The following is a 21,710-nucleotide window of genomic DNA, read 5'->3' on the forward strand; positions in this document are numbered from 1 at the left end:
GTCTACCCGACACATGATCCTGAACCTGTTCTTTTATAACCCACAGGGGGATTACCGTTTCTCCTGGCGTCACCCTGACGCGCCTGAAGCGGATATATTTACCCTCAACTATTACGCCAGTCTGGCGCGCAAGGCCGAAGCGGCGACCCTCGACGCTATCTTTGTCGCCGACCATATCGCGGTGTGGGATACGGTGCCCAGCGGCCTGACCCACTACGCCAACGCCCGGCTTGAACCCCTGACGCTGCTCTCCGCCCTCGCCGCGGTGACGGAGCATATCGGCCTGATGGCCACCGCGTCCACCTCCTATAACGAACCCTATAACCTGGCTCGCTACTTTGCCTCGCTGGATTTCCTCAGCAATGGCCGGGCAAGCTGGAATGTGGTCACGTCGTGGCTGGAAGAAGAAGCAGCAAACTTCGGTCTGGAGCAGCTTCCCCGCCACGGCACGCGCTACCAGCGGGCCAATGAATTCATCGACGTGGTCACTCGCCTGTGGGATTCCTGGGAAGATGGCGCGGCGATCTTCGATAAAGCGCGCGGATTATTTGCCGATGCCGACAAGGTGCATCATCTCGAGTATCAGGGCGAGTACTTTCGCGTGCGCGGCCCGCTCAACGTCCCTCGCCCGCCGCAGGGCCATCCACTGCTGGTGCAGGCCGGCTCTTCGGAAGCAGGGAAAGCGCTGGCCGCCGCCTGGTCCGATATGCACTTCGTGTTTATTCACTCGATCGCCGAGGGGCTGGCCTATCGCGAAGAGATGAATCAACGGCTGCGCCAGCACGGGCGCGATCCGGCCCATTTCAAAATCATCGCCGGGGTCCTGCCGGTGGTGGTGAACTCCGACGAGGAGAAGGCGGCCCGCCAGCAGCTTAACGAACAGCTGATGAGCGACCAGATGGCTATCGATCTGCTCTCCTCTTATCTTCGAATGGATCTCAGCGCCCTGCCGAGGGACCAGCCCCTGCCGCCGCTCCCTGATGAAGAGAGCTTTGACGGCATCCGTACCGCGCTGAAGCTTATCCGCCAGTACGATCCGCGGCTCACTCTGCTGGAGTTGGGGAAGTTGTTATTACAGAGTTCTGATAGCTGGCTGCTGCTGGGCAGCGCCGAGGAGATTGCCGCCACCTTAACGGAGACCTGGCAGGCGGGCGCCGCCGATGGGTTCAACCTGATGTTCCCGCTGCTGCCGGGAGACTTTGACCGCTTTGTTGACCAGGTGGTGCCGCTTCTGCAGCGAAACGGCGTCATGCGTGACCGCTATCCGCCCGGCACCCTGCGTGAAAAGCTCGGTCTGCCGGCGGTGGCAAACCGCTTCACCGCCCCTTCCCGCCCCGCGTTACCGCCGACGCCGTAGTCTGCCATGACCCGCCCCGGCGCAGATCGCTGGCCGGGGCATTTTACCTATAGCTGGCTGACTCCCTGCGCCGCGGCCTCATCCCGCCACGCCAGCAGCGGAGCATAGGCCTCCCGCGACATATCGCTATAGCCGCAGATCAGCAAGGCGTCGCACAGTGAACGATAGCGCGCATCGCTCACTAACTGCTGGAGCGCCTCGCGCAGGCTGTTCAGCGTCGAAGCCGGGGTGGCGCTGGCAGTGATCAGCGGCAGCCCTGGCGCGTCCGGGCTCCAGCCGATCGCCACCAGTCCTGCCAGGGCCTGCGGCTGATGTCGCTGCAGGAGAGCGTAGGTCACACAGTCGATGGCGGCGATATCGGCGTTTTCCTGCTGCAGCTCGCGCAGCGATTGCCGATGGCTGCCGCTAAACACCACAGCCGAAAAAAATCGCCCCTCCCGCGAGAGCGGCGCGACCATTTTGCGCAGCACGTTGTAGCCGGACTGCGAGTGCTCGGCATTGCACACGGCCCGGCGGCCAAAAAAGTCCGCCAGCATCCGGTGACTATCCGCTTCGCGGACCACCAGCAGGCTGCGGTAGCGGCGCCCTTCGCAACCGGGCGCGGCGTAGTGGAAGCAGCCCACCGTCTGCACCTCCGGCAGCTGGGTCACCAGCGGATAGCCACAGGTCTGACTCAGCAACAGCCTCGGCTGACGCCAGTGGGCCAGCAGATCCTCGGGGTCATCCGCCGGCGGGTCCCCCGCCACCATCACGCCGCGTTCGGCCAGCAGCGACTGTACCGCCTGCCACAGAGCCTGGGTCTGTTGACGGTGGATGGCATACATCGGAAAGGTCATGCGTTCAGCCATGTTCTCCTCCCGCCTGCGCCTGCTCGCCAAAGCCCGGATGGGCGTTCACCGCCACCGCCCGGCGGCTAAAATGGCGTCGCCACTCACCGTACCCACGCACCAGGAACCCCTGATTACGCTGCAGATAGGCCGTCTGGCGATGCAGATACAGCTGACGTAAAGCGTACCAGGGAACCCCTGGCAGGTCATGATGCACCGCATGGTAGTTGAGATTGAGGAACAGCACTCGCCAGGGGAGCCCGGCCTCGTTGATCACCGAGCGGGCCAGCGGGTCATCCGCGGCCCGGTGTTCGAGAAAAGAGCGCACTTTGGTCAGGGCCAGCGCCGGGTAGCTCACCGCCAGCACAAACCACAGCGGGGATAAACCCTGCGCCGCCATCCAGGCCAGCAGGCCCGTCAGCAGCAACAGATGCAGGCTCCACATGGCGATGGCGCGGTGGTCGCCCTCGCGGAAAGCCCGCAGCGCGCTGCGCAGGGTGTGAACGATATCCATCAGCGGCGCCAGCAGCAGACGCCCCCAGAAGGTATTGCGAAGGTGGATAAGGCGGCGTTGCCAGGCTGAGAAGCGCTGCCAGCTTTCCGCGGTCACGTAGTACGATTCGGGATCATCCTCGGGGTGCGTCAGCAGATGGTTGCGATGGTGCGCCAGATGGCTGTCGCGATAGACGCCATAGGGATACCAGACCGCCAGCGGCAGCGTCCCCAGCAGCTGGTTAAACCATGCCAGCCGGGTGGGATGCCCATGGATCAGCTCATGCTGTAAGGACATATACCAGGCGGTAAACCAGATCAGCAGCAGCGTGGCCGGAAACAGGCCCAGCGTCCGCCAGCCCGCCACGCAGGCAAACCAGCCGCCGTAAACCGTCACCAACAGCAGCCAGGTCGGCAGCTCGCTGCGCCACAGCCAGCTGCGCGCCAGCTGGCGGATCAGGATGCGCTGTTGGTCATCCACATAGACAGCCGTCTTCTTTTCCGTCACTTCCGATACCTTGCCGTGTTGCCTCATTCCCTCCGAAGATGTGAGATAACACGTTAAATAACAAAGTATTTAATTTACTTAGCTTTGCCAAAAAGCGCGTTTGTATTTACCGCTTTCATCAACACCTGAAACTGCGGATTAAATTCGTCAAAGATCGGCAGCGCAGCGGCGCCCAGCGCGGCGGTATCAGTGCCGGTCATCCCCATTTTGACACGCTGGGCCGGCAGGTAACGCCCGCGGACGGACTGATACAGCGGCGGCAGACGCGCCAGCACTCTCTCCAGCAGCGGGGCGGGCATCATGCCGCCCACCACTACCGTCTCGGCATCGAAGACGCACTCCAGCAAATTGATCGCCTGACGCAACGGCGCCAGGATGCTGGTGATCCACTGGTCGAAAAGCGCAGCGTCCACCGACAGCAGATCCTCCGGCAGGGCGCGATAGGGATCGAGTCCGCAAAACTCATAGGCCGCCTGCAGGGAAACATAGCGCTCAAGACATCCCTCATTCCCGCAATAGCAAGGGCGACCATTCGGCGCGACCACAATATGCCCGACCTCGCCGGCGTTATGAGCATGGCCGGTATACACATGACCATCGGTAAAAATTCCGGCGCCCAGACCGGTGCCTATGTAGAGATAGACAAAGGAGTTGAGCTGCCGCGCCACGCCGTGAAAGCGTTCGCCAATGGCGGCCACCGTGGCGTCGTTTTCGAGGGTCACCGGCAGGCCGCTCAGTCGCCCGAGCTCCGCCGCCACGTCGACCCCTTCCCAGCCGTTAAGCGTCGTGGGTCCCGTCGACGAAATCCCTTCCACGCCAAAGGGCCCCGGCATCACAACCCCCATCCCCAGCACCCGCGACCAGTCCAGCGCCGGCAGCGCACGGATCTCATCCAGCACCTCAGCGAGGCGGGCAAAGGTCGCACCAGGCTGGGGCTTTTGCACCAGAATGAGTCGGCGAAAATGGACCTCGCCAGTCAGATCCACCAGCACCACAATCAGCGTCTGATGATCAAGATGGATGCCAATCGACCAGGCGCTGGCGGGATTGAGGCTCACCGGCACCGCTGGCTGTCCCCGGCCGCTGGCGCGCCGCGGTTGGTGGCTGGTCAGGAGATCCATCTGCTCCAGCTCCGCCACAATATTCGACACGGTCTGCGGGGTCAGCGCGGTCAGCCGCGCCAGCTCGGCGCGGGTCAGCTCGCCATGTAAACGCACCGCCTCAATGATCACCCGGCGGTTATGCACCCGGGCATGTTCAAGGTTTGTACCTGATGTTTTCATCGTTTCCCTTCCAGGCTGGACTGGTGAAATTTTAGCCGGCATCACAGATCTGACAACGACCCGCGCAGGCGAGCCTTCGCGATGGCATACCCTTTGCTACGCTTAGTCCCAGGGCCACTCGGGAGATGTTGCCGATAGTGTCGCCCTGATTAAATCAATCAAATTGATTTAATAAATCATAACCCCTTTCAGTACAGCACAGCGGAGAGCAAAGATGAAATACCACAGCGCACTACGGGTCAACGCCTGTCTGCTGGCGATGCTCGTTATCAGTGGGAGCGTCAGCGCAGCGACCCAGATTAATGCCCTGTTTATGACCCAGGCGGCCTATAGCGAAAACGACATTCGCGCGATGACCAGCGATTTCGAAAAGCAACATCCTGATGTGAAGGTCAACCTCGAATTCGTTCCCTACGAAGCGCTGCACGACAAGATCGTCGCCGCCCGCGGCGCGGGGGGTAACGGCTACGACGTGGTGCTGTTCGACGCGATCTGGCCGGCGGAGTTTAGCCGCTTCGATCTGCTGCAGGATGTCTCTTCACGAATTGCCCCAGACGAGCGTGAGAAGATTTTCCCCGGGGCGATGAATACCGTGGTGTATCAAGGCAAAACCCTCGGCATGCCGTGGATCCTCGACACCAAATATCTGTACTACAACAAAGCCATGCTGGACAAAGCAGGGATCAAAACGCCGCCAGTCAGCTGGCAGCAGGTGATGGACGACGCTAAAGTGCTTAAGGACAAAGGGATCGTTAAATATCCGCTGGTGTGGAGCTGGTCGCAAGCGGAAGCGCTGGTCTGTGATTACACCACCCTCGTCTCCGGCTTCGGCGGGAGCTTCTACCAGAACGGCAAGCTCGATTTTTCGACGCCCGCCTCGCTGAAAGCGGTCACGCTGATGAAAACCTCGCTCGATCAGGGGCTGAGCAACCCGGCATCACGTGAATACCTTGAGGAAGATGTGCGTAAGGCTTTCTCCAATGGCGACGCCGCCTTTGCGCTCAACTGGACCTATATGTACAACATGGCCAACGATCCGAAACAGAGTAAAGTCGCAGGTGATGTTGGCATTGTCCCCGCCCCAGGCGATACCCCGGATAAACCCGGCGCTGTCAACGGTTCAATGGGGCTGGGCATCGCCAAAGCCAGTCAGCATTCGGAAGAGGCCTGGCAGTATATTCACTACCTCACCTCCCAGCCGGTACAGGACAAGTATGCCAAACTGAGCCTGCCGGTATGGAAAGCCTCGTACCAGGATCCTGCCGTTGCCAAAGGCCAGGAGAGCCTGATCGCCGCCGCCGACAAGTCGTTGAACGTGATGCTCTCTCGCCCCGAAACGGCAGATTACTCGCGCCTGTCAAACACCCTGCAACAGCAGCTTCAATCGGTACTGCAGGGTAAAGCCACGCCCGACGTCGCCCTCAAGTCGGTCGACACCAGCGCGGCCCGTCTGCGTTAAGGAGGCGTGATGCTGAGTCTGCAACGACGCGAGCATCGTCAGGCATGGGTGCTGTTAGCGCCCATGCTTATCGCGATGTTTATCCTCACTGCGTGGCCGCTGGCGCGCACCCTGTGGCTGAGTTTCACTGATACTGCGCTGGCGGGAAGCGGCGAGGCGACCCACTACGTCTGGCTGGATAATTATCTTTATGCCCTGACCGACCCGGACTTTCGCGCCGCCTTCGCGCGAACGCTCTATTTCACCGTGGTCTCGGTGGCGATTGAGGGGGCGATCGGCGTACTGGTGGCGCTGTTGTTGAATCAGCGTTTTGTCGGGCGTAATGTCCTGCGGGTGCTGGTGATCCTGCCGTGGGCGTTGCCGACGATCGTCAACGCCATGATGTGGCGGCTTAACTTTAATCCCGACTACGGCAGCGTTAACGCCCTGCTCAGCCAGCTGGGGCTGATTGACAGCTATCGCAGCTGGCTGGGCTCGCCGGATTCTGCGCTGCACGCGGTGATGCTGGCGGATATCTGGAAAAACTACCCGCTGGTCACTCTGCTGGTGCTGGCCGCGCTGCAGTCCGTCCCCGACGATCTATACGAGGCGGCGCGGCTCGACGGCGCCTCCGCCTGGCGGCGCTTTCGCGCCATTACCTTTCCGGCCATTGTGGGCCCTCTTGGCGTCGCGCTGGTGCTACGCACCATCGATGCCTTCAAAGTGTTCGACATTATCTATGTTATGACCCGCGGCGGCCCGCTGGACAGCACCAAAACGCTGAGCTTTTTTGTCTATCAGGAGTCATTCAGCTATCTGCGCGCCGGCAGCGGCGCGGCCTACGCCATGCTGATGAGCCTGATGTGCGCCGTACTGATCGCCCTGTATCTGTTTTTGCTGCTGCGTCAGCGGCGCCGGAGTATTGATGATGAAGCGTAAAGGGTACATCGTGCTGCGTTACATGGCGGCGCTGGCGGTGGCGGTCTCGATCCTCGCCCCGATGCTGTGGCTATTTTTGATGAGCGTCAGCACCACCGCGGACCTCACCCGCGTCCCGCTGGCGTGGATCCCGCGGCAGTGGGACTTTAGCCGCTATGGCCATCTGCTGTCGCTGGCCCCTGGCGAACCCGGGGCGCTGTTTCTCCCCGCGCTGGGCAACAGCGTGCTGGTGGCCGCTGGCGCGACGCTGGTCTCGTTGTTGCTGGCGATCCCCGCCGCCTTCAGCTTTTCTCGCTACCCCGGACGCGACGGCTGGCTGTACGCCGGCCTCGGCATCTATATGGTGCCGCCCGTAGCCTTTGTGCTGCCGCTCTATTTTATTCTCGAACACTTTGGCCTGCTCAACACCCGCAGCGGACTGGTGCTGGTCTATTGCTCGCTGATCGTGCCGTTTCTGACGTGGATGGTAAAAAACCAGTTCGATACCCTACCGCAGGATATCGAACAGGCGGCACGGCTTGACGGTCTGCGCATCTGGCAAGTCTTGCTGCGCATCACCCTGCCGCTGGCGAAACCGATGCTTGGCGCCGCCGCGCTGTTCGGTTGGCTGCTGGCGTGGGATGAGTTTTTCTATGCGCTACTGTTTACCAGCAACCTCGCCGCCCAAACGCTGCCGGTGACCATCGCCGGCTTCACCGCCGGCCGCGCCACCGATGACGGACTGGTGGCGGCGGTAGGCATACTCGCCTCAGTCCCTCCGCTGCTGATTGCAATCTGGTTGCAAAAATCGCTGGTCAGTGGCCTCACCAACGGGGGAAGTAAAGGATAACTATGGATAACACCAGGACACCTGTGCTCTATATCGTGGGCAATTACAATATTGATTTAGTGATGGGAACCCTGCCCCACTGGCCCGCGCAGGGAACTGAGATGATGCTCGAGCACAGCGCTCTGCGGCCCGGCGGCTCTGCTGGCAACTGCGCGCTGGCCGCCGCCGCCATGCAGCTGCCGCACTGCGCGGTCGGCTGTCAGGGCGACGATGCGTTTACCCCGTGGCTGGCGGCACAGTTTCCCGGCGATAGCGCGCGCTGGCCGCAGTATCCCTGTGAAACCTCGCTGACGGTGGCGGTCACCCATCCCAACAAAGAGCGCTCGTTCCTCAGCAACCACGGACACATTACCCGCCTGACCGCCGGGGATGTGCTGGACCAGTTGCCTGCCGCCGCTGGCGAGGGCGATATCGTGTTGCTCTGCGGCACCTTTCTCTGTACCAGGCTGCTGTCCGACTATCCGCAGCTGCTCGCCACGCTCCGCCAGCGCGGGTTTACCCTTGCCGTCGATACCGGCTGGCCGCCCCAGGGCTGGAGCGACCCGCTGCGTCATGAGGTCGACCGCTGGCTGGGCGACTGCGACTGGCTGTTGCTCAACGACGTTGAAACCCAGCAGCTGGCCGCCCGCCCCACCCTCGCCGAAGCCGCCGCAGCCCTGGCGGCACGGCTCAGCGGCAGCGGCGGGTGCGTGGTGAAGCGCGGCGCTGACGGCGCGGACTGCTGGACGACCGACAGCCATCACCATGCGCCAACCCGGCCCGTCACCGTCATCGATACCATCGGCGCTGGCGACAGCTTTAACGCGGGCTTTCTTGCCGCGCTGCTAAGCGGTAAACCGGTGCCAGAAGCGCTGCGCTGGGGAAATACCGTCGCCGCGCAGGCGATCGGCACCTCCCCGCGCCGCTATCCCGACTGGCATACCCTGCAACATCACCTTGAGGAGGCCACCGATGGCCAGTGTTGAACTGATCGATGTCGCCAAGCGATACGGCAAACAGACGGTGCTCCAGCCGCTGGACCTCACCATCCCCGACGGCAGCTTTACCGTGCTGGTGGGCCCTTCCGGCTGTGGCAAGTCGACCCTGCTGCGCCTGCTGGCCGGTCTCGAAACGCTTTCCGGCGGCACCATTCTGATGAACCAGCGGCCGGTCAACGATCTGGATCCCGCCGACCGCGATGTGGCGATGGTCTTTCAGAGCTATGCGCTTTACCCCCACCTGACGGTGGCGGAAAATCTCGCCTTTCATATGCAGGTCAAAAAGGTGGATAAGCAGCTGCAGAAAAACAAAGTGCAGCAGGTCGCCAGCCTGCTGGGGATTGATAAACTGCTGGCTCGCTATCCGCGTGCGCTCTCCGGCGGCCAGCGCCAGCGGGTGGCGATGGGCCGGGCAATGGTCAGAAACCCGCAGGTTTTCCTGTTCGATGAGCCGCTGTCGAACCTTGACGCTCAGCTGCGGATGGAGCTACGCGCGGAGATCAAATCCCTGCACCAGCGCATCAATACCACCATGATCTATGTCACCCATGACCAGGTGGAGGCAATGACTCTGGCCGATCAGATTGTGGTGATGCGCGACGGGCAGATCGTCCAGCAGGGGGCGCCGCTGGCCATTTACGACCAGCCATGCAACACCTTCGTCGCCCGTTTTATCGGCTCCCCGCCGATGAACCTCCTGCCCGGTCAGCGCGACGTGCGCAATGGCCAGCCCGGCGTCGCCTGCGGCGCGCTGTGGTTTCCGCTGGCCGAACGCTGGCATCAGGCGGTGGCGAACCAGGGCGATGCCCCGTTGATTGTCGGCCTGCGCCCGCAGGATATTCTGCCGGATGCGCATGGCGCGCTGGCAACGGTAAACATTATGGAGGTGACGGGGGAGTCCACCCTGCTGCATCTCGACTGGCAGGGTTTTCCGGTGCATGTGCAGGTTGCCGGCAGGGTGGCGGTCGCGGCGCAGCAGACGCTGGGGCTGACTCTCCGCTGCGAGAGCCTGCATCTGTTTGATGCCGCCAGCGGCGAGCGGCTGGCGGAGACGCGTTAAGGGCGAAGGGAGCCGGTCATCATCCGTGTGGCCGGGCTCCGGGCGAGGTCGTATTCCAGGGCTACTCCCCTTCCCGCTCTGCTGGCGTCCAGGCCGGCAGAGTCTGGAAGGTGTGCAACAGCCCCTCGGACCACGCCTTGCGGATGCGGTTGAAGTAGGGATCGCTGTCGGTGATGCGATGCTGCCCGGCGCTGCTCAGGCTGCCGCTGCGGTAGAGCAGCGTATCCAGCGGCAGGCCAACGGACAGATTACTGCGCAGCGTCGAGTCAATGGAGATCAAGGCGCAGCACATCGCCTGCTCCAGCGGCGTATCGATGGTCAGCACCCGATCGATGATCGGCTTGCCGTACTTGCTTTCGCCAATCTGGAAATAAGGCGTGTCGCGGGTGGCTTCAATAAAGTTGCCCTCCGGATAAATATGGAACAGACGATGGGTTTCGCCGGCGATCTGGCCGCCAAGCAACAGGTTGCAGTTGAAGTTAGTATTACTGCAGTTTTGCTGGTTGCTGCTGTCGCGCTGGATCACCTCCAGCAGCGTTTTACCGATCAGCATGGCGGCGTCGTAGAGGGAAGTCACCTGCATCAGGTTCGGCTCCTGCTGGGTACGGATCCGCGCGCTGAGCAGGCTTATCACGCTCTGGGTGGTGGCCAGGTTGCCGGCGGATTGCAGCACCAGCACCCGTTCCCCTTCCTGATGGAAAACGTGCAGCTTTTTAAAAGTGGCAATATGGTCGACGCCCGCGTTGGTGCGGGAGTCGGAAGCAAACACCAGTCCATCCGCCAGGCACATGGCCACACAGTAGGTCATTGCGGTTATTCCCGTATTATTGCTGCTGCGCCTGCTGGCTGTGTTCGCGCACTTCAGCGTTGGTTAACATAATCTCCCCGCCGCCGCCCAGCCGGGTGCCCCGTACCGGGCAGGCGTCGAGATAATCCAGCCCAGTCGCCAGCCGCAGATGCTGATTCAGGCGACGGGTATTATTGGTGATATCAAACGACAGCCAACGGCCGTCGAGCCACACTTCCGCCCAGGCATGCATCGCGACATGCTGGGCGTTATCGCTGTAGACATAGCCGCTGACGTAGCGCGCCGGGATCTCCAGCGCCCGGCAGCAGGCGAGAAAAACATGGGTATGATCCTGGCACACGCCCTTCGCCCGGGCGAAGGCGTCGGCAGCGGAGTCTTGGACCTGGGTCGCGCCGGGGGAGTATGGCATTCTTAACAGCAGATCCGCCATCAGTTGATTCAAACTCTCTTCCGCCGCATCGGGACGATAGAGGCGCTGGGCGAACTCACGGATCGCTGTATCGGCGCGGGTCAGCGGCGTACTGCGCAGAAAAACCAGCGGCGACAGCAGCTCGGCCTCTTCATCACGCGTCTCTTCCCCCTCGTCGGCGATATCGACAATCCCGCTGGCGCGGATGGTGATCTCTTTATGCGGGTTATCCAGCGTCAGCACATGCAGCACATTACCCCAGCCGTCGGTAGTGGTCACCGCCGCGCCGTCCGGCAGGGTCAGCGTCCAGGCGGTGATCGTCTGCCGTCCGGTGCTGCGCGGGGTCAGGCGCAGATACTGGGTGGAAAACTTCACTTCTTCATCGTAGCCATAGCGGGTGAGATGATCGATGACCAGTTTCATAAGGCCTCCAGATAGGTTTGTCTGATGCTGTCGGACAGGGCGTTAATTCTCGCCAGCAGTCCGTTAAGCGTGGTCTGCAGGTCCGCCTGCGCCAGGTCGTCACGGGTGCTGAAGCGCAGGTCAACGTTGAGCTGATGGGCGAGGCGCAGCGGCTGATAAGAGCGATCGTTGGCGATCTTCTCCAGTTCGCCCACCAGGTCGGCAATGCTGGCGCGCAGCGAACGTGGAATATCGTTACGCAGGATCAGCAGCTCCATCACCGTTTCGCGACTGACCGGCTGGCGGTAGAGGCTGTTGTAAGCTTCGCGGGCGCTGACCGCATTGAGCAGGGTATCCAGCCGGTAGTATTCGCGCACCGGGTCCGGATCGTTGGTCAGCTGTTGATCCTTAATTAGCAGCAGCTGGGTGGTGGCGAACGCGCGCTCGATCAGCGTGCCGATACCGATAAAACTCAGGGCGTCGTTGCGCAGCAGCGTGCCTATCACCGCTCCGCGAAACAGATGCACCCGCTCTTTCACCCACTCGAAAAAGCCGTCGCTCCCCAGTTCGCCCAGCCCCTGCTGGCGGAGGGTCCGCAGTTCGATGCGGGTGGCATTGATGCTCTCCCACACTTCGGCCGACAGACTGCCGCGCACCGCGTGCGCGTTGTTCCACGCCATCTCCACGCAGCTGTAAATACTGCAGGGGTTGTTGCCATCGAGGGCAAAAAAGTTGAGTAGATTGCTCATGGTAAAGCGGGCATGGCGCGCCTGAAACAGCTCGTGGGTCATTGACAAATTCAGCGGTAGCGCCAGATCCCGCGACTGCTGGCTGTGGCGGGGGATCATTGATAATTTCCAGGTCACGTCCAGCACCCGGGCGTAGCTCTCCGCCCGCTCAAGGTAGCGGGCCATCCAGAACAGTTCACTCGCCGTACGACTTAGCATGATGCGTCATCCTCCATCACCCAGGTATCCTTGGTTCCGCCGCCCTGCGACGAGTTGACCACCAGCGACCCTTCGGTCAGCGCCACGCGGGTCAGGCCGCCGGGCACCAGCCGCATCTCCTGTCCGGAAAGCACATAGGGGCGTAAATCGATATGCCGTGGCGACAGCCCTTCATCAACGAAGGTTGGGCAGGTCGACAGCGCAAGGGTGTCCTGGGCGATATAGTTGGCCGGATTGGCAAGCAGGCGCTGGCGGAAGGCCTCCCGCTCCTCTTTGGTGGAACGCGGGCCGACCAACATGCCGTAGCCCCCGGCGCCATGGACCTCCTTGACCACCATCAGCTCCAGATTGCTCAGCACGTAGCGCAGGTCCTCCGCTTTCCGACACTGCCAGGTGGGGATATTGCTGAGGATCGGCTGTTCGCCGAGGTAAAAGCGGATCATCTCCGGGACGTACGGATAGATCGATTTGTCGTCAGCCACCCCGGTGCCGATGGCGTTGGCCAGCACTACGCCGCCGGCGCGATAGACGGACAGCAGCCCCGGGACGCCGAGCATCGAATCGGCGCGGAAGGCCAGCGGGTCGAGCCAGGCGTCGTCGATGCGGCGATAAATCACATCCACCCGCCGCGGCCCCTCGGTGGTGCGCATATACACCGCGCCGTTTTTAATAAACAGATCGGCGCTTTCCACCAGCTCGACCCCCATCTGCTGCGCCAGGAAGCTGTGCTCGAAGTAGGCGCTGTTGAAGCGACCCGGGGTCATCACCACGACGCAGGGATCATCCACCAGCGAACTTTCGCGCAGGGTCTGCAGGAGGTAGCTCGGGTAGCGCTCCACCGGCGCAATGTGATGCTGCTCGAACATCTCCGGATAGAGGCGCATCATCATCTTACGGTTTTCGAGCATGTAGGAGACGCCGGACGGCGTGCGCAGATTATCCTCCAGCACGTAGTACTGGCCGTCGTTATTGCGCACCATATCGACGCCGGTGATATGGGCATAGGTGTTGTTTGGCAGGTTGATGCCCTGCATGCACGGTTGATACTGCTCGTTGGCCAGCACCTGCTCGGCCGGTATCAGCCCCGCGCGCAGGATATTCTGTTCATGATAGATGTCATAGAGGAAAGCGTTCAGCGCTTTCACCCGCTGGCGAATGCCGCGGTCAATGCGCTGCCACTCCCCGGCGGGTATGATCCGCGGCACGCTATCAAACGGGATCAGCCGCTCGGTTCCCTCATCCTCGCCGTACACGTTAAAGGTGATGCCGATACGGTGAAAAAGCAGTTCCGCTTGCGCTTTTTTCTGCCGGATAGAGAATTGATCGGTGTTGCGAAACCATTGCCACCAGGCATTATAGTGCGGCCGCTGCTCACCCTGGGCGGTCAGCATCTCGTCATAATAATGCCCGTCAGGAAGCGTTATTTTTATCATGGCCGTCTCCTCCGGTTGTACTCACTTTGTGGTAATCCCGATAAGAGATAAGCATTAATTATGCCAGGTCACACAGCGCGTCGGCGCAGCGTTACGCTGTGAGGCCATGGCCCTGAATTGATTAAAAAACAACCAGACACTTTGCTTATTTGTGGGCGGTTTTTAGCGTTAAACGCACCAGTTTGGGGCAAGTGGATTCACGGGACGCTGAGGCTTCGCGAGCCACGCCGCGTAGCGACAGGCGGCTGAATAGCACAGAGCCTGCGCTGTGCAGGCTCTGTGTTGCTCAGAAGAAATACTTGAAGCGCAGCCGGCCGCCATAGCGGGAGTCTTCCTGGCCGTCGCCGTTGTTTGGGTTGGATTCAATCCATGATGCGTAGGCCCCAAGATAGATGTTGAAGTTCTTCATATTCATTACGTTCGGAAACAGGTACGACGCATGGATTGTGTGGATATCATAGTTGCCCGGATCGGCGATCCAGCAATTATCGTCGCAGTTAGCGATAAAATCAGCGGTGTTAAAGCTGTCGATTTTGTTATGCGCGTAAATGTAGCCCAGCTCAAAACCGTGCCACAGGGAGTTAACGCCCGCGGTAAAGTCAGTCTCATCTTCGGCATCCATATAAGCGACGTTAAGGTTGGTCACCACGCCGTCCTGCGGATCGGTTTTTTGCCCATTCCACGTCATCGTATAGCCATAGCCGGTACGGCTGGACTGGTCGACCCAGCGTCCTTTCGCATCGTGATAGCCATAGGCGTTATTTACCACGTTGCTTTCCATGGCGATGGCAGTGGAGAAGCGCCCGCTGTTCCACGCGATAACCGGGCGCAAATAGGCCACATTTTTCTCATTTTCCAGCGCGGTGCCATGATACTGCTGGTCCTGGAATAGCGTGCTGCCATTCTCCAGCAGGGTATTCAGTTCGAAATACCAGTTATCATAGGTTTTGCTCATCAGGAAGTTGCCGCCGCTGTTGCTCCGACCGCGCCCTTCCTTCATCATGTAAATATAGCCGTAGCCGTCGCTGTACAGATCGTTGGCGGTGTTCCCGGAGTATTCCACGAACGTATCCTGATTCAACGGGAACATATCGTAGGCTTCGAAACGACCAACCTTCACCTTCCAGTCGTTCTCCTGGCCAAAAAAGAATACCGCATCATCAAGATTCATTTTGCCGTTCAGGTCGGCCAGCGGCTGGACGGAAAAACCGGCAAAACGGCCATTATCCATTTTGCGCATGCCGTCAAAACCTAACAGCAGACGGCCATTAATATCCCAGCGTTCATTATTGCCCGGCGCCCAGTCTTTATTTGCCGTGGTTTTTACCGAAGTCAGGCTCCCACTGCTGCTGGCGCCATCCATGTTAAATTCGACATCACCATAAAATTTGATATCCCCATAGCCGGACAGCGTTAGTGTTGTCGGCTCCGCGCCCGGTGCCACGGGCTCGGCGGACTCCACTTTGACAGTTGGCTTGCTTTTCGCCACCACGCTCTGCTGTCGGGTTAAGGTCTGGATTTTCGCTTCCGCATCGGCCGCTCGTTGCTCAGCATTTATTACGCGCTGTTCCAGCTGCGCTAAACGTTTTTCAATATCCGTCGGGTGATTATTCGTCGCGGCCCAAAGGCCAGAGGAGAACAGACCACTCATAATCAGAGCCATATAGTTTACTTTCATTATTAACATCCCTAATTACATTGTTATATGTTTCATCCAGGGTATAGCCGGGCTATCCAGGGAATTACCTGCATAGCCCTCTTAATACAGCGTGGAATAATCAGGATTCGGCGAAAGTGCCGTGTTTTAAATCATCAACGATGCCGTTCATTCTGTTTTCCGTTAAGCCGTAGAATTTAATCGAGACGGCGGTAAGCACATAAAACACGGAAGGGACCAGAGTAAACAACAGCACCACGCCCTGCACCGCTGAAGCCGACTGCACCGTGGTGTTAGCGGCGTAATGGAAATAGGCCAATATCCAGCCGAGGATGGCCCCGCCGACGGCGACGCCCAGCTTGATGACAAAGATATTTGCTGCGACATTCATACCGGTAATACGCCGCTGGGTTTTCCATTCGCCATAGTTATTCACGTCGGTAATCATCGACCACTGCAACGCGCCGTTGCCGCCCTGAATGATAGAAATCAGAATATGCACGCCGAGCACCGCAATCCAATATTGTACCGGGACGATAAAGCAGACCACGCCCAGCGCGGCGGTGAGAAGATTAATCCAGAAAGAGAATCGGACCTTACAAAAGCGCGTCCCAAAGGGCTTGGCCAGCACCGAACCCAGCATGGAGGCAAACATACCGCCGAGCATGAATATGGTAATCACGTCGGCGCCTTTATGCAGGACGCTGTTAACATAATAGACGACGGCGCCACCGCGAATTACCACGGCGATCAGCATCATAAAATTGTAAACGGAAAGAATACGCCACTGATCGTTACGAAATAGTATTTTCACGTCCCGCGCGATGTTCAGGTTCTGTTCTTTAATCGGCTGCACGCGTTCTTTAGTCGTGGCGAAACAGGTGATAAACATCAGGCAGCCGATAACGCCAAACAGGGCCATCGAGACCTGAATACCGGTCGCGCGATCGCCGGGATAGAGAAAATCAGCCAGCGGTAAAATAAAGGCAGTACCGAGCGCGCCGCCGATTGGAGTGATAGCAAAACGCCAGGACTGCAGCGAGAGGCTTTCGCGCGGATCGGAGGTCAGCGCCGCGCCCAGCGAGCAGTAAGGAATATTAATCGCCGTATACATCAGCGTCATAAATATATAAGCCGCCACGGCGTAGGCAATTTTTCCGGAGTCGGAAAAGGAGGGAATGGAATACACCAGCACGCAGCTCACCGCAAAGGGCACGCAGATCGCCAACAGCCAGGGGCGAAAGCGGCCCCAGCGGGTTGAGGTGGCGTCAGCAATCGCGCCCATAATCGGATCGGTAATCGCATCCAGCAGACGCACCAGCAAAAACATCGTCCCCATTACGGCGGGCGGCAGGCCATAAATATCGGTATAAAAATAAGCCAGAATAGCCACAGACGAGTCAAATACGATGTGACTGGCTGCGTCCCCCAGGCTATAACCTATTTTCTCTCTGACAGAAATTTTGTCGCCAGCAGACATACACCACTCCTTTATGTAAAATGAAACCGGTTTCTGTAGTGTCTGCATTTTTTACTTATCCGCTATGCGCGGCGCCATTATGTTTTTTTATTAATTATTTATGTTTTTTAATTTATGTGATCCTGCCAGGCTTCAGTCATATTAATCCCGGTATTTTTGCCTGACAGATCACAGCCTTCATCCGTTGCGCAATTTTTAAAATGCGATAAATACGAACCTTATTGTTACAGATAAACATCCGTTCTTTTTTCGGATGCCGCTATCGAATAGCGCTTATTATTTACCCAGAAACATTCACAACAAAAATAACACCAGCCAGCATTTATATAATTAAGATTATAATATTCGGCTGAGCAGAATTGTGCCGCCTGGATAGCGACCAGTGAGCGGTAAATTCTCTGTTTTAGCGCAAAATGTTAGCTTCGACACGCGCAGCGGCGGATATTCGTCTATGGTTTTCTGATGGCCAAATGCAGTGGCACATGAGTCTGCAATGATAAGGAGAACAATCCATGACGAGTCCCTTTTCCCGTCGCCCCGCTACCCTGCCTTATGCTCTTCGTCTGGCGCTAGGGGGTGCGTTTATCGCCCTGGCGACGCTGACCGCTGAGGCTGAAGAAACCCGTCCAATCCCGCAATCACCCGATATCCTGCTCGGTCCGCTGTTTAATGATGTGCAAAGCGCGAAACTGTTTTCTGATCAGAAAACGTTCGCTGACGCCATTCCGAACAGCGATCCGCTGATGATCCTTGCCGATTACCGGATGCAAAAAAACCAGGCCAGCTTCGACCTGCGCCACTTCGTTGAGCTGAACTTCACGCTGCCGAAAGAGAACGACGCCTATGTGCCGCCCAAAGGGCAAACCCTGCGTCAGCATATCGACGGCCTGTGGCCGGTCCTGACCCGCAGCACCGTCGAGGTGGAAAAGTGGGATTCGCTGCTGCCGCTGCCTAAGCCCTACGTGGTCCCCGGAGGACGCTTTCGCGAAGTCTATTACTGGGACAGCTATTTCACCATGCTGGGTCTTGCCGAAAGCGGTCACTGGGATAAAGTCGAAGATATGGTCGCCAACTTCGCTGCGGAAATTGACACCTGGGGCCATATCCCCAACGGTAACCGCACCTATTACCTCAGCCGTTCGCAGCCCCCCTTCTTCTCCTTTATGGTAAGCCTGCTGGCGACGCACGATGGCGACCAGGTGCTGAAAACCTACCAGCCGCAGCTGGAGAAAGAGTATCGCTACTGGATGGCCGGGGCGGACGCGCTGGCACCCGGCAGCGCCGACAAACGGGCAGTGCGGATGGCGGATGGCGCGCTGCTCAACCGCTACTGGGACGATAACGACACCCCACGTCCCGAGTCCTGGCTTGACGACGTCAAAACCGCCAAAAGCAACCCGAATCGTCCGGCCACCGAGATCTATCGCGACCTGCGCTCCGCCGCCGCTTCCGGCTGGGATTTCAGCTCCCGCTGGATGGACAATCCGCAGCAGCTCGCCACCATTCGCACCACCTCGATTATCCCGGTCGATCTCAATGCCCTGATGTTCCATCTGGAGAAAACCCTCGCCCGCGCCAGTAAAGCAGCGGGGGACAGCGCCGGCGCTACCCGGTACGACGCGCTGGCCAACGCCCGCCAGCAGGCTATCGAGAAATACCTGTGGAATGAAAAAGAGGGGTGGTACACCGATTACGATCTGAAAACCCACAAGGTGCGCAATCAGCTGACCGCCGCGGCGCTGTTCCCGCTGTACGTCAATGCCGCGTCGCGCGAGCGAGCGACGAAAGTGGCGGCCGCCGCCGAGTCGCGGCTGCTCAAACCCGGCGGGCTGACCACCACCACCGTCAACAGCGGCCAGCAGTGGGACGCCCCCAACGGCTGGGCGCCGCTGCAGTGGGTGGCCGTCGAGGGGCTGCAAAACTATGGTCAGCAGAAGATCGCCATGGAGGTCACCTGGCGCTTCCTGACCAACGTGCAGCATACCTATGACAGCAAGCAAAAGCTGGTGGAGAAGTATGACGTAAGCTCAACCGGCACCGGTGGCGGCGGTGGGGAATATCCACTGCAGGACGGCTTTGGCTGGACCAACGGCGTCACCCTTAAGATGCTGGATCTGATCTGCCCGCAGGAGAAACCCTGCGATGCGCTGCCTGCTACCCGTCCGGCGCCAACGCCTTCACCGCAGGACAAACCTGTTGCGGCGCCCGCGGCTAACGACCCCGCCCCTGCGGAACCGCAAAAGACCGGCTCCTGACGCTTTGCCGCACCCTACCAAAATCGGTAGGGGGAAGCGGTCTCCCTGCTCACTACCGTCCCGCGCAGGCCCATTCTGCGGCTCGCGGGAAACCCTTCTCCATCCCCTCGCGCTGAACAGATCACCTTTTCGCTTGATTGCATAAATACAAACAATAATAATTCGCATTACTTTTTAACGAATAATGACAGATTCGTTTTTCCCGCGGCGGCGTACAGGAGTACCAGACCGCGCAGGTTCAGGATGATCTTATGAACGTGGCTATTTCTCGCAAACGCCCGGGGCTGCTGTGCGCCCTCGCGATCGCACTTCCCTTCACCGCGCAGGCCGAAGAGACGGTGGTGGTAACGGCCAGCCCGCCGGCATCCGCCAGCGCGCCGACTGAGGGCTATAGCGCCAGCACCTCGCTCGGGGCGACGAAAACCGACCAGCCGTTAATCACCACCGCCCAGTCGGTGTCGGTTGTCACCCGCCAGCAGATGGCGGATCAGGGGGCGAATACCATCAGCCAGGCGCTGGAATATACCCCGGGGGTCTACTCCAGCTTCGGCGGTGGCGCCACCCGATTTGACGCCATCTCCCTGCGCGGCTACCACGGCGGCGACGTCGATAACCTGTTCCTCGACGGCATGCGTCTGATGAGCGACGGCGGCAGCCATAACGTGGTGCAGATCGACCCGTGGTTTATCGAACGCGTCGATGTGATCCGCGGCCCCTCCTCCGCGCTCTACGGGCAGAGCGTGCCGGGCGGCGTGGTCAACCTGACCTCCAAGCGCCCACATTTCAGCCAGCAGGGCCACGTCCGCCTGACTGGCGGGACGCAAAATACCAAAGGCGCGGCCTTCGATTACACCGACGCCATCAATGAGCAGTGGGCATGGCGGCTGATCGGTATGACCCGCAGCAGCGACACGCAGTATGACCATACCCGCGAAGAGCGCTACGCCATTTCACCTTCCCTGCTGTGGCAGCCGGACAGCGATACCTCGCTGCTGCTACGCGCCTATCTGCAAAAAGATCCTTCCGGTGGCTATCATGGCTCTTTGCCGCTGGACGGCACCCGCTACGCGCACAATGGCCGTAAGCTCTCCACCAGCACCAACGAGGGCGATCCGGGAGATGGCTATCAGCGCCGCCAGCAGATCTACAGCTATGAGTTTGACCACCAGTTCACCGACGTCTGGTCGGTCTATTCCGCCGGAAGCTACACCCACACCAACGTCTCCCTCGATCAGGTCTACCAGGTCGGCTGGATAGATGACAGCGACATGCTGGCTCGCGGTTACAGCGGCTCGCGCGGTTCGCTGGACGGCTGGTCAACCGATAACCGCCTGCGCGCCGATTTCAATACTGGCGATCTGGCGCATACCCTGATCCTCGGCGCTGAATACCATCGCTTTCGCAACGATCTGTGGACCGGCGCCGGCGGCGCGGCGCCCCTTAACCCGTTTACCGGCTATACCACCCAGACCGGGCATACCGTGACCTACAGCGATGATAATAATCGCCGTTATTACCAGACCGGGCTGTATCTGCAGGATGAGATGGTCTGGGACCGCTGGCATGTGGATGTTTCCGCCCGCTATGACCGTATCGTTTCCCAGCAGGTCAGCGATACCCTGGGCACCTCAAACCGCCGTTCAGACGACCATATCAGCGGCCGCGCCTCGCTGTTGTACGCCCTGGACAACGGTCTTTCGCCCTACCTGAGCTACAGCCAGGCGATTACCCCGGCGATGCTGCCCGGCGCTGACGGCAAACCGTTGAAACCGACCACCGCCGAACAGGTCGAAGCCGGCCTGAAGTTCCAGCCGCCGGGCAGCAGCGACCTCTATAGCATCGCGATTTACGATCTGATGCAAAAGGATGTCGCCACCCGCGACCCCAACATCGCCACCGCCACCTATATTCCGGCGGGTAAGGTCCATTCCCAGGGGGTTGAGCTGGAAGCGCACCACCAGATCACCCCGCAGCTGAGCACCCTCGCCTCGTATACCTGGAATCGTCTGCGCTTCCAGGACACTAAGGACGGTACCGACAACAACACGCCGCAGCTGACCCCGGATCAGATGGCCTCCTTCTGGGCGCGCTATCAGTTTCCGGCGGGGATCTCGCTGGGCGCCGGCGTCCGCTACATTGGTAAACAGTGGGCGGATGATGCCAACACCGCGCGGCTGCCGTCGGTCACGCTGATGGACGCCATGATGCGGGCTGACCTCGGCGTCTGGTCGCCGGGGCTGAAAGGCGCTTATGTGCAGGTCAACGCCAACAATATCGGCAATCGTGAATACGTTTCCGGCTGCTACGGCACCGGCAACTGCTACTGGGGAGCAGAGCGCAGCGTCATGGCCACCGTGGGCTACGACTTTTAACTGACAGCGTAAAGATAAGCCTCCGCCCGTGACGGCGGAGGCTTTCGTTAACAGGTGACGTCACGCTTTGATGGCTAATATTAACTTAAAGATGCCAGGCCATTATTTCACTTGCCCCCCTGTGATGAGAGGACTTAATATGCTGGCGAAAACAGGTTAGGACGCTCACAAGGAATAAAAGTGAACCCTGTCATTAGCTATCTCGCCAATTTACATCCGTTATCATTTATGGGTTAC

17 protein-coding genes are annotated in these 21,710 nt (G+C 59.6%); 8 read left to right on the forward strand and 9 right to left on the reverse strand.

Annotation, left to right across the window (positions count from 1 at the left end; all coding sequences use genetic code 11):
• Nucleotides 1–13 precede the first annotated feature (13 nt).
• Complete coding sequence (locus MKS11_RS13080) at nucleotides 14–1,357, forward strand: LLM class flavin-dependent oxidoreductase (RefSeq protein ID WP_004203278.1); 1,344 nt, start codon at nucleotides 14–16, stop codon at nucleotides 1,355–1,357.
• A gap of 47 nt (nucleotides 1,358–1,404) precedes the next feature.
• Here MKS11_RS13080 and MKS11_RS13085 read toward each other — a convergent pair whose 3' ends face one another.
• The 3 genes from MKS11_RS13085 to MKS11_RS13095 form a co-directional block, all read right to left on the reverse strand.
• Entirely contained in the window at nucleotides 1,405–2,205 is an 801-nt protein-coding gene (locus tag MKS11_RS13085) for a phosphate/phosphite/phosphonate ABC transporter substrate-binding protein (protein WP_004203279.1), read from the reverse strand.
• Complete coding sequence (locus MKS11_RS13090; RefSeq protein WP_074384497.1) at nucleotides 2,198–3,184, reverse strand: fatty acid desaturase; 987 nt, start codon at nucleotides 3,182–3,184, stop codon at nucleotides 2,198–2,200. Before MKS11_RS13090 ends, MKS11_RS13085 begins: the two co-directional genes overlap by 8 nt.
• Before the next feature lie 74 nt (nucleotides 3,185–3,258).
• Nucleotides 3,259–4,467 carry an ROK family transcriptional regulator gene (locus MKS11_RS13095; protein ID WP_004203282.1) on the reverse strand — a complete coding sequence of 403 codons (1,209 nt, stop codon included), beginning with the start codon at nucleotides 4,465–4,467 and terminating at the stop codon, nucleotides 3,259–3,261.
• Between the two features lie 214 nt (nucleotides 4,468–4,681).
• Between MKS11_RS13095 and MKS11_RS13100 the strand changes: the two genes are divergently transcribed.
• From MKS11_RS13100 to MKS11_RS13120, 5 genes are read left to right on the forward strand one after another with little or no spacing between them, the layout of a single operon-like run.
• A complete protein-coding gene (locus MKS11_RS13100; RefSeq protein WP_284109588.1) occupies nucleotides 4,682–5,926 on the forward strand; it encodes an extracellular solute-binding protein in 1,245 nt (414 codons plus the stop codon).
• Between the two features lie 9 nt (nucleotides 5,927–5,935).
• Nucleotides 5,936–6,844, forward strand: a complete 909-nt coding sequence (locus MKS11_RS13105; RefSeq protein WP_017899871.1) for a carbohydrate ABC transporter permease — start codon at nucleotides 5,936–5,938, stop codon at nucleotides 6,842–6,844.
• Nucleotides 6,834–7,673, forward strand: coding sequence for a carbohydrate ABC transporter permease (locus MKS11_RS13110; RefSeq protein WP_004203287.1), 840 nt, complete (start codon nucleotides 6,834–6,836; stop codon nucleotides 7,671–7,673). The genes MKS11_RS13105 and MKS11_RS13110 overlap by 11 nt, the downstream gene beginning before the upstream one ends.
• A 2-nt stretch (nucleotides 7,674–7,675) precedes the next feature.
• Nucleotides 7,676–8,638, forward strand: a complete 963-nt coding sequence (locus MKS11_RS13115; RefSeq protein WP_004203288.1) for a carbohydrate kinase family protein — start codon at nucleotides 7,676–7,678, stop codon at nucleotides 8,636–8,638.
• Nucleotides 8,625–9,710 carry an ABC transporter ATP-binding protein gene (locus tag MKS11_RS13120; protein ID WP_069135304.1) on the forward strand — a complete coding sequence of 362 codons (1,086 nt, stop codon included), beginning with the start codon at nucleotides 8,625–8,627 and terminating at the stop codon, nucleotides 9,708–9,710. Before MKS11_RS13115 ends, MKS11_RS13120 begins: the two co-directional genes overlap by 14 nt.
• A 61-nt stretch (nucleotides 9,711–9,771) precedes the next feature.
• Here the strand turns inward: MKS11_RS13120 and MKS11_RS13125 are convergent, their stop codons facing one another.
• The 6 genes from MKS11_RS13125 to MKS11_RS13150 all read right to left on the reverse strand — a co-directional run bounded on the left by MKS11_RS13125 (nucleotide 9,772) and on the right by MKS11_RS13150 (nucleotide 16,846).
• Nucleotides 9,772–10,518 (reverse strand): proteasome-type protease, encoded by a 747-nt coding sequence (locus tag MKS11_RS13125; protein ID WP_004203290.1) that lies wholly within the window; start codon nucleotides 10,516–10,518, stop codon nucleotides 9,772–9,774.
• A 16-nt stretch (nucleotides 10,519–10,534) separates the two neighbouring features.
• A complete protein-coding gene (locus MKS11_RS13130) occupies nucleotides 10,535–11,350 on the reverse strand; it encodes a transglutaminase family protein (protein ID WP_004203291.1) in 816 nt (271 codons plus the stop codon).
• Nucleotides 11,347–12,276, reverse strand: coding sequence for an alpha-E domain-containing protein (locus MKS11_RS13135; RefSeq protein WP_002910835.1), 930 nt, complete (start codon nucleotides 12,274–12,276; stop codon nucleotides 11,347–11,349). The genes MKS11_RS13130 and MKS11_RS13135 overlap by 4 nt, the downstream gene beginning before the upstream one ends.
• The gene (locus MKS11_RS13140; RefSeq protein ID WP_004180417.1) at nucleotides 12,270–13,709 is read right to left on the reverse strand and encodes a circularly permuted type 2 ATP-grasp protein; all 1,440 of its coding nucleotides are present in this window, start codon (nucleotides 13,707–13,709) and stop codon (nucleotides 12,270–12,272) included. Before MKS11_RS13140 ends, MKS11_RS13135 begins: the two co-directional genes overlap by 7 nt.
• 286 nt (nucleotides 13,710–13,995) lie before the next feature.
• Nucleotides 13,996–15,387 (reverse strand): carbohydrate porin, encoded by a 1,392-nt coding sequence (locus tag MKS11_RS13145; protein ID WP_064794743.1) that lies wholly within the window; start codon nucleotides 15,385–15,387, stop codon nucleotides 13,996–13,998.
• A 100-nt stretch (nucleotides 15,388–15,487) separates the two neighbouring features.
• Nucleotides 15,488–16,846 carry a glycoside-pentoside-hexuronide (GPH):cation symporter gene (locus MKS11_RS13150; RefSeq protein WP_032456294.1) on the reverse strand — a complete coding sequence of 453 codons (1,359 nt, stop codon included), beginning with the start codon at nucleotides 16,844–16,846 and terminating at the stop codon, nucleotides 15,488–15,490.
• Nucleotides 16,847–17,358: 512 nt separating this feature from the next.
• Here MKS11_RS13150 and MKS11_RS13155 point away from each other — a divergent pair.
• Nucleotides 17,359–19,101, forward strand: coding sequence for an alpha,alpha-trehalase (locus tag MKS11_RS13155; protein WP_032456295.1), 1,743 nt, complete (start codon nucleotides 17,359–17,361; stop codon nucleotides 19,099–19,101).
• A 251-nt stretch (nucleotides 19,102–19,352) separates the two neighbouring features.
• The gene (locus tag MKS11_RS13160) at nucleotides 19,353–21,473 is read left to right on the forward strand and encodes a TonB-dependent siderophore receptor (RefSeq protein WP_101865652.1); all 2,121 of its coding nucleotides are present in this window, start codon (nucleotides 19,353–19,355) and stop codon (nucleotides 21,471–21,473) included.
• The last annotated feature ends 237 nt before the right edge of the window (nucleotides 21,474–21,710 follow it).

Origin of the sequence: Klebsiella sp. K5-45 (genome assembly GCF_030128605.1) — a bacterium.
GTDB classification, from domain to species: Bacteria; Pseudomonadota; Gammaproteobacteria; order Enterobacterales; family Enterobacteriaceae; genus Klebsiella; species Klebsiella quasipneumoniae.

What these genes read in the sequence shown, in the direction of transcription:
- MKS11_RS13140 (WP_004180417.1), bottom strand. Translation starts at nt 13,709, where the DNA reads ATGATAAAAATAACGCTTCCTGACGGGCATTATTATGACGAGATGCTG.
- MKS11_RS13155 (WP_032456295.1), top strand. Translation starts at nt 17,359, where the DNA reads ATGACGAGTCCCTTTTCCCGTCGCCCCGCTACCCTGCCTTATGCTCTT.
- MKS11_RS13135 (WP_002910835.1), bottom strand. Translation starts at nt 12,276, where the DNA reads ATGCTAAGTCGTACGGCGAGTGAACTGTTCTGGATGGCCCGCTACCTT.
- MKS11_RS13095 (WP_004203282.1), bottom strand. Translation starts at nt 4,467, where the DNA reads ATGAAAACATCAGGTACAAACCTTGAACATGCCCGGGTGCATAACCGC.
- MKS11_RS13120 (WP_069135304.1), top strand. Translation starts at nt 8,625, where the DNA reads ATGGCCAGTGTTGAACTGATCGATGTCGCCAAGCGATACGGCAAACAG.
- MKS11_RS13105 (WP_017899871.1), top strand. Translation starts at nt 5,936, where the DNA reads ATGCTGAGTCTGCAACGACGCGAGCATCGTCAGGCATGGGTGCTGTTA.
- MKS11_RS13145 (WP_064794743.1), bottom strand. Translation starts at nt 15,387, where the DNA reads ATGAAAGTAAACTATATGGCTCTGATTATGAGTGGTCTGTTCTCCTCT.
- MKS11_RS13130 (WP_004203291.1), bottom strand. Translation starts at nt 11,350, where the DNA reads ATGAAACTGGTCATCGATCATCTCACCCGCTATGGCTACGATGAAGAA.
- MKS11_RS13110 (WP_004203287.1), top strand. Translation starts at nt 6,834, where the DNA reads ATGAAGCGTAAAGGGTACATCGTGCTGCGTTACATGGCGGCGCTGGCG.
- MKS11_RS13125 (WP_004203290.1), bottom strand. Translation starts at nt 10,518, where the DNA reads ATGACCTACTGTGTGGCCATGTGCCTGGCGGATGGACTGGTGTTTGCT.
- MKS11_RS13085 (WP_004203279.1), bottom strand. Translation starts at nt 2,205, where the DNA reads ATGGCTGAACGCATGACCTTTCCGATGTATGCCATCCACCGTCAACAG.
- MKS11_RS13115 (WP_004203288.1), top strand. Translation starts at nt 7,676, where the DNA reads ATGGATAACACCAGGACACCTGTGCTCTATATCGTGGGCAATTACAAT.
- MKS11_RS13100 (WP_284109588.1), top strand. Translation starts at nt 4,682, where the DNA reads ATGAAATACCACAGCGCACTACGGGTCAACGCCTGTCTGCTGGCGATG.
- MKS11_RS13160 (WP_101865652.1), top strand. Translation starts at nt 19,353, where the DNA reads ATGAACGTGGCTATTTCTCGCAAACGCCCGGGGCTGCTGTGCGCCCTC.
- MKS11_RS13150 (WP_032456294.1), bottom strand. Translation starts at nt 16,846, where the DNA reads ATGTCTGCTGGCGACAAAATTTCTGTCAGAGAGAAAATAGGTTATAGC.
- MKS11_RS13080 (WP_004203278.1), top strand. Translation starts at nt 14, where the DNA reads ATGATCCTGAACCTGTTCTTTTATAACCCACAGGGGGATTACCGTTTC.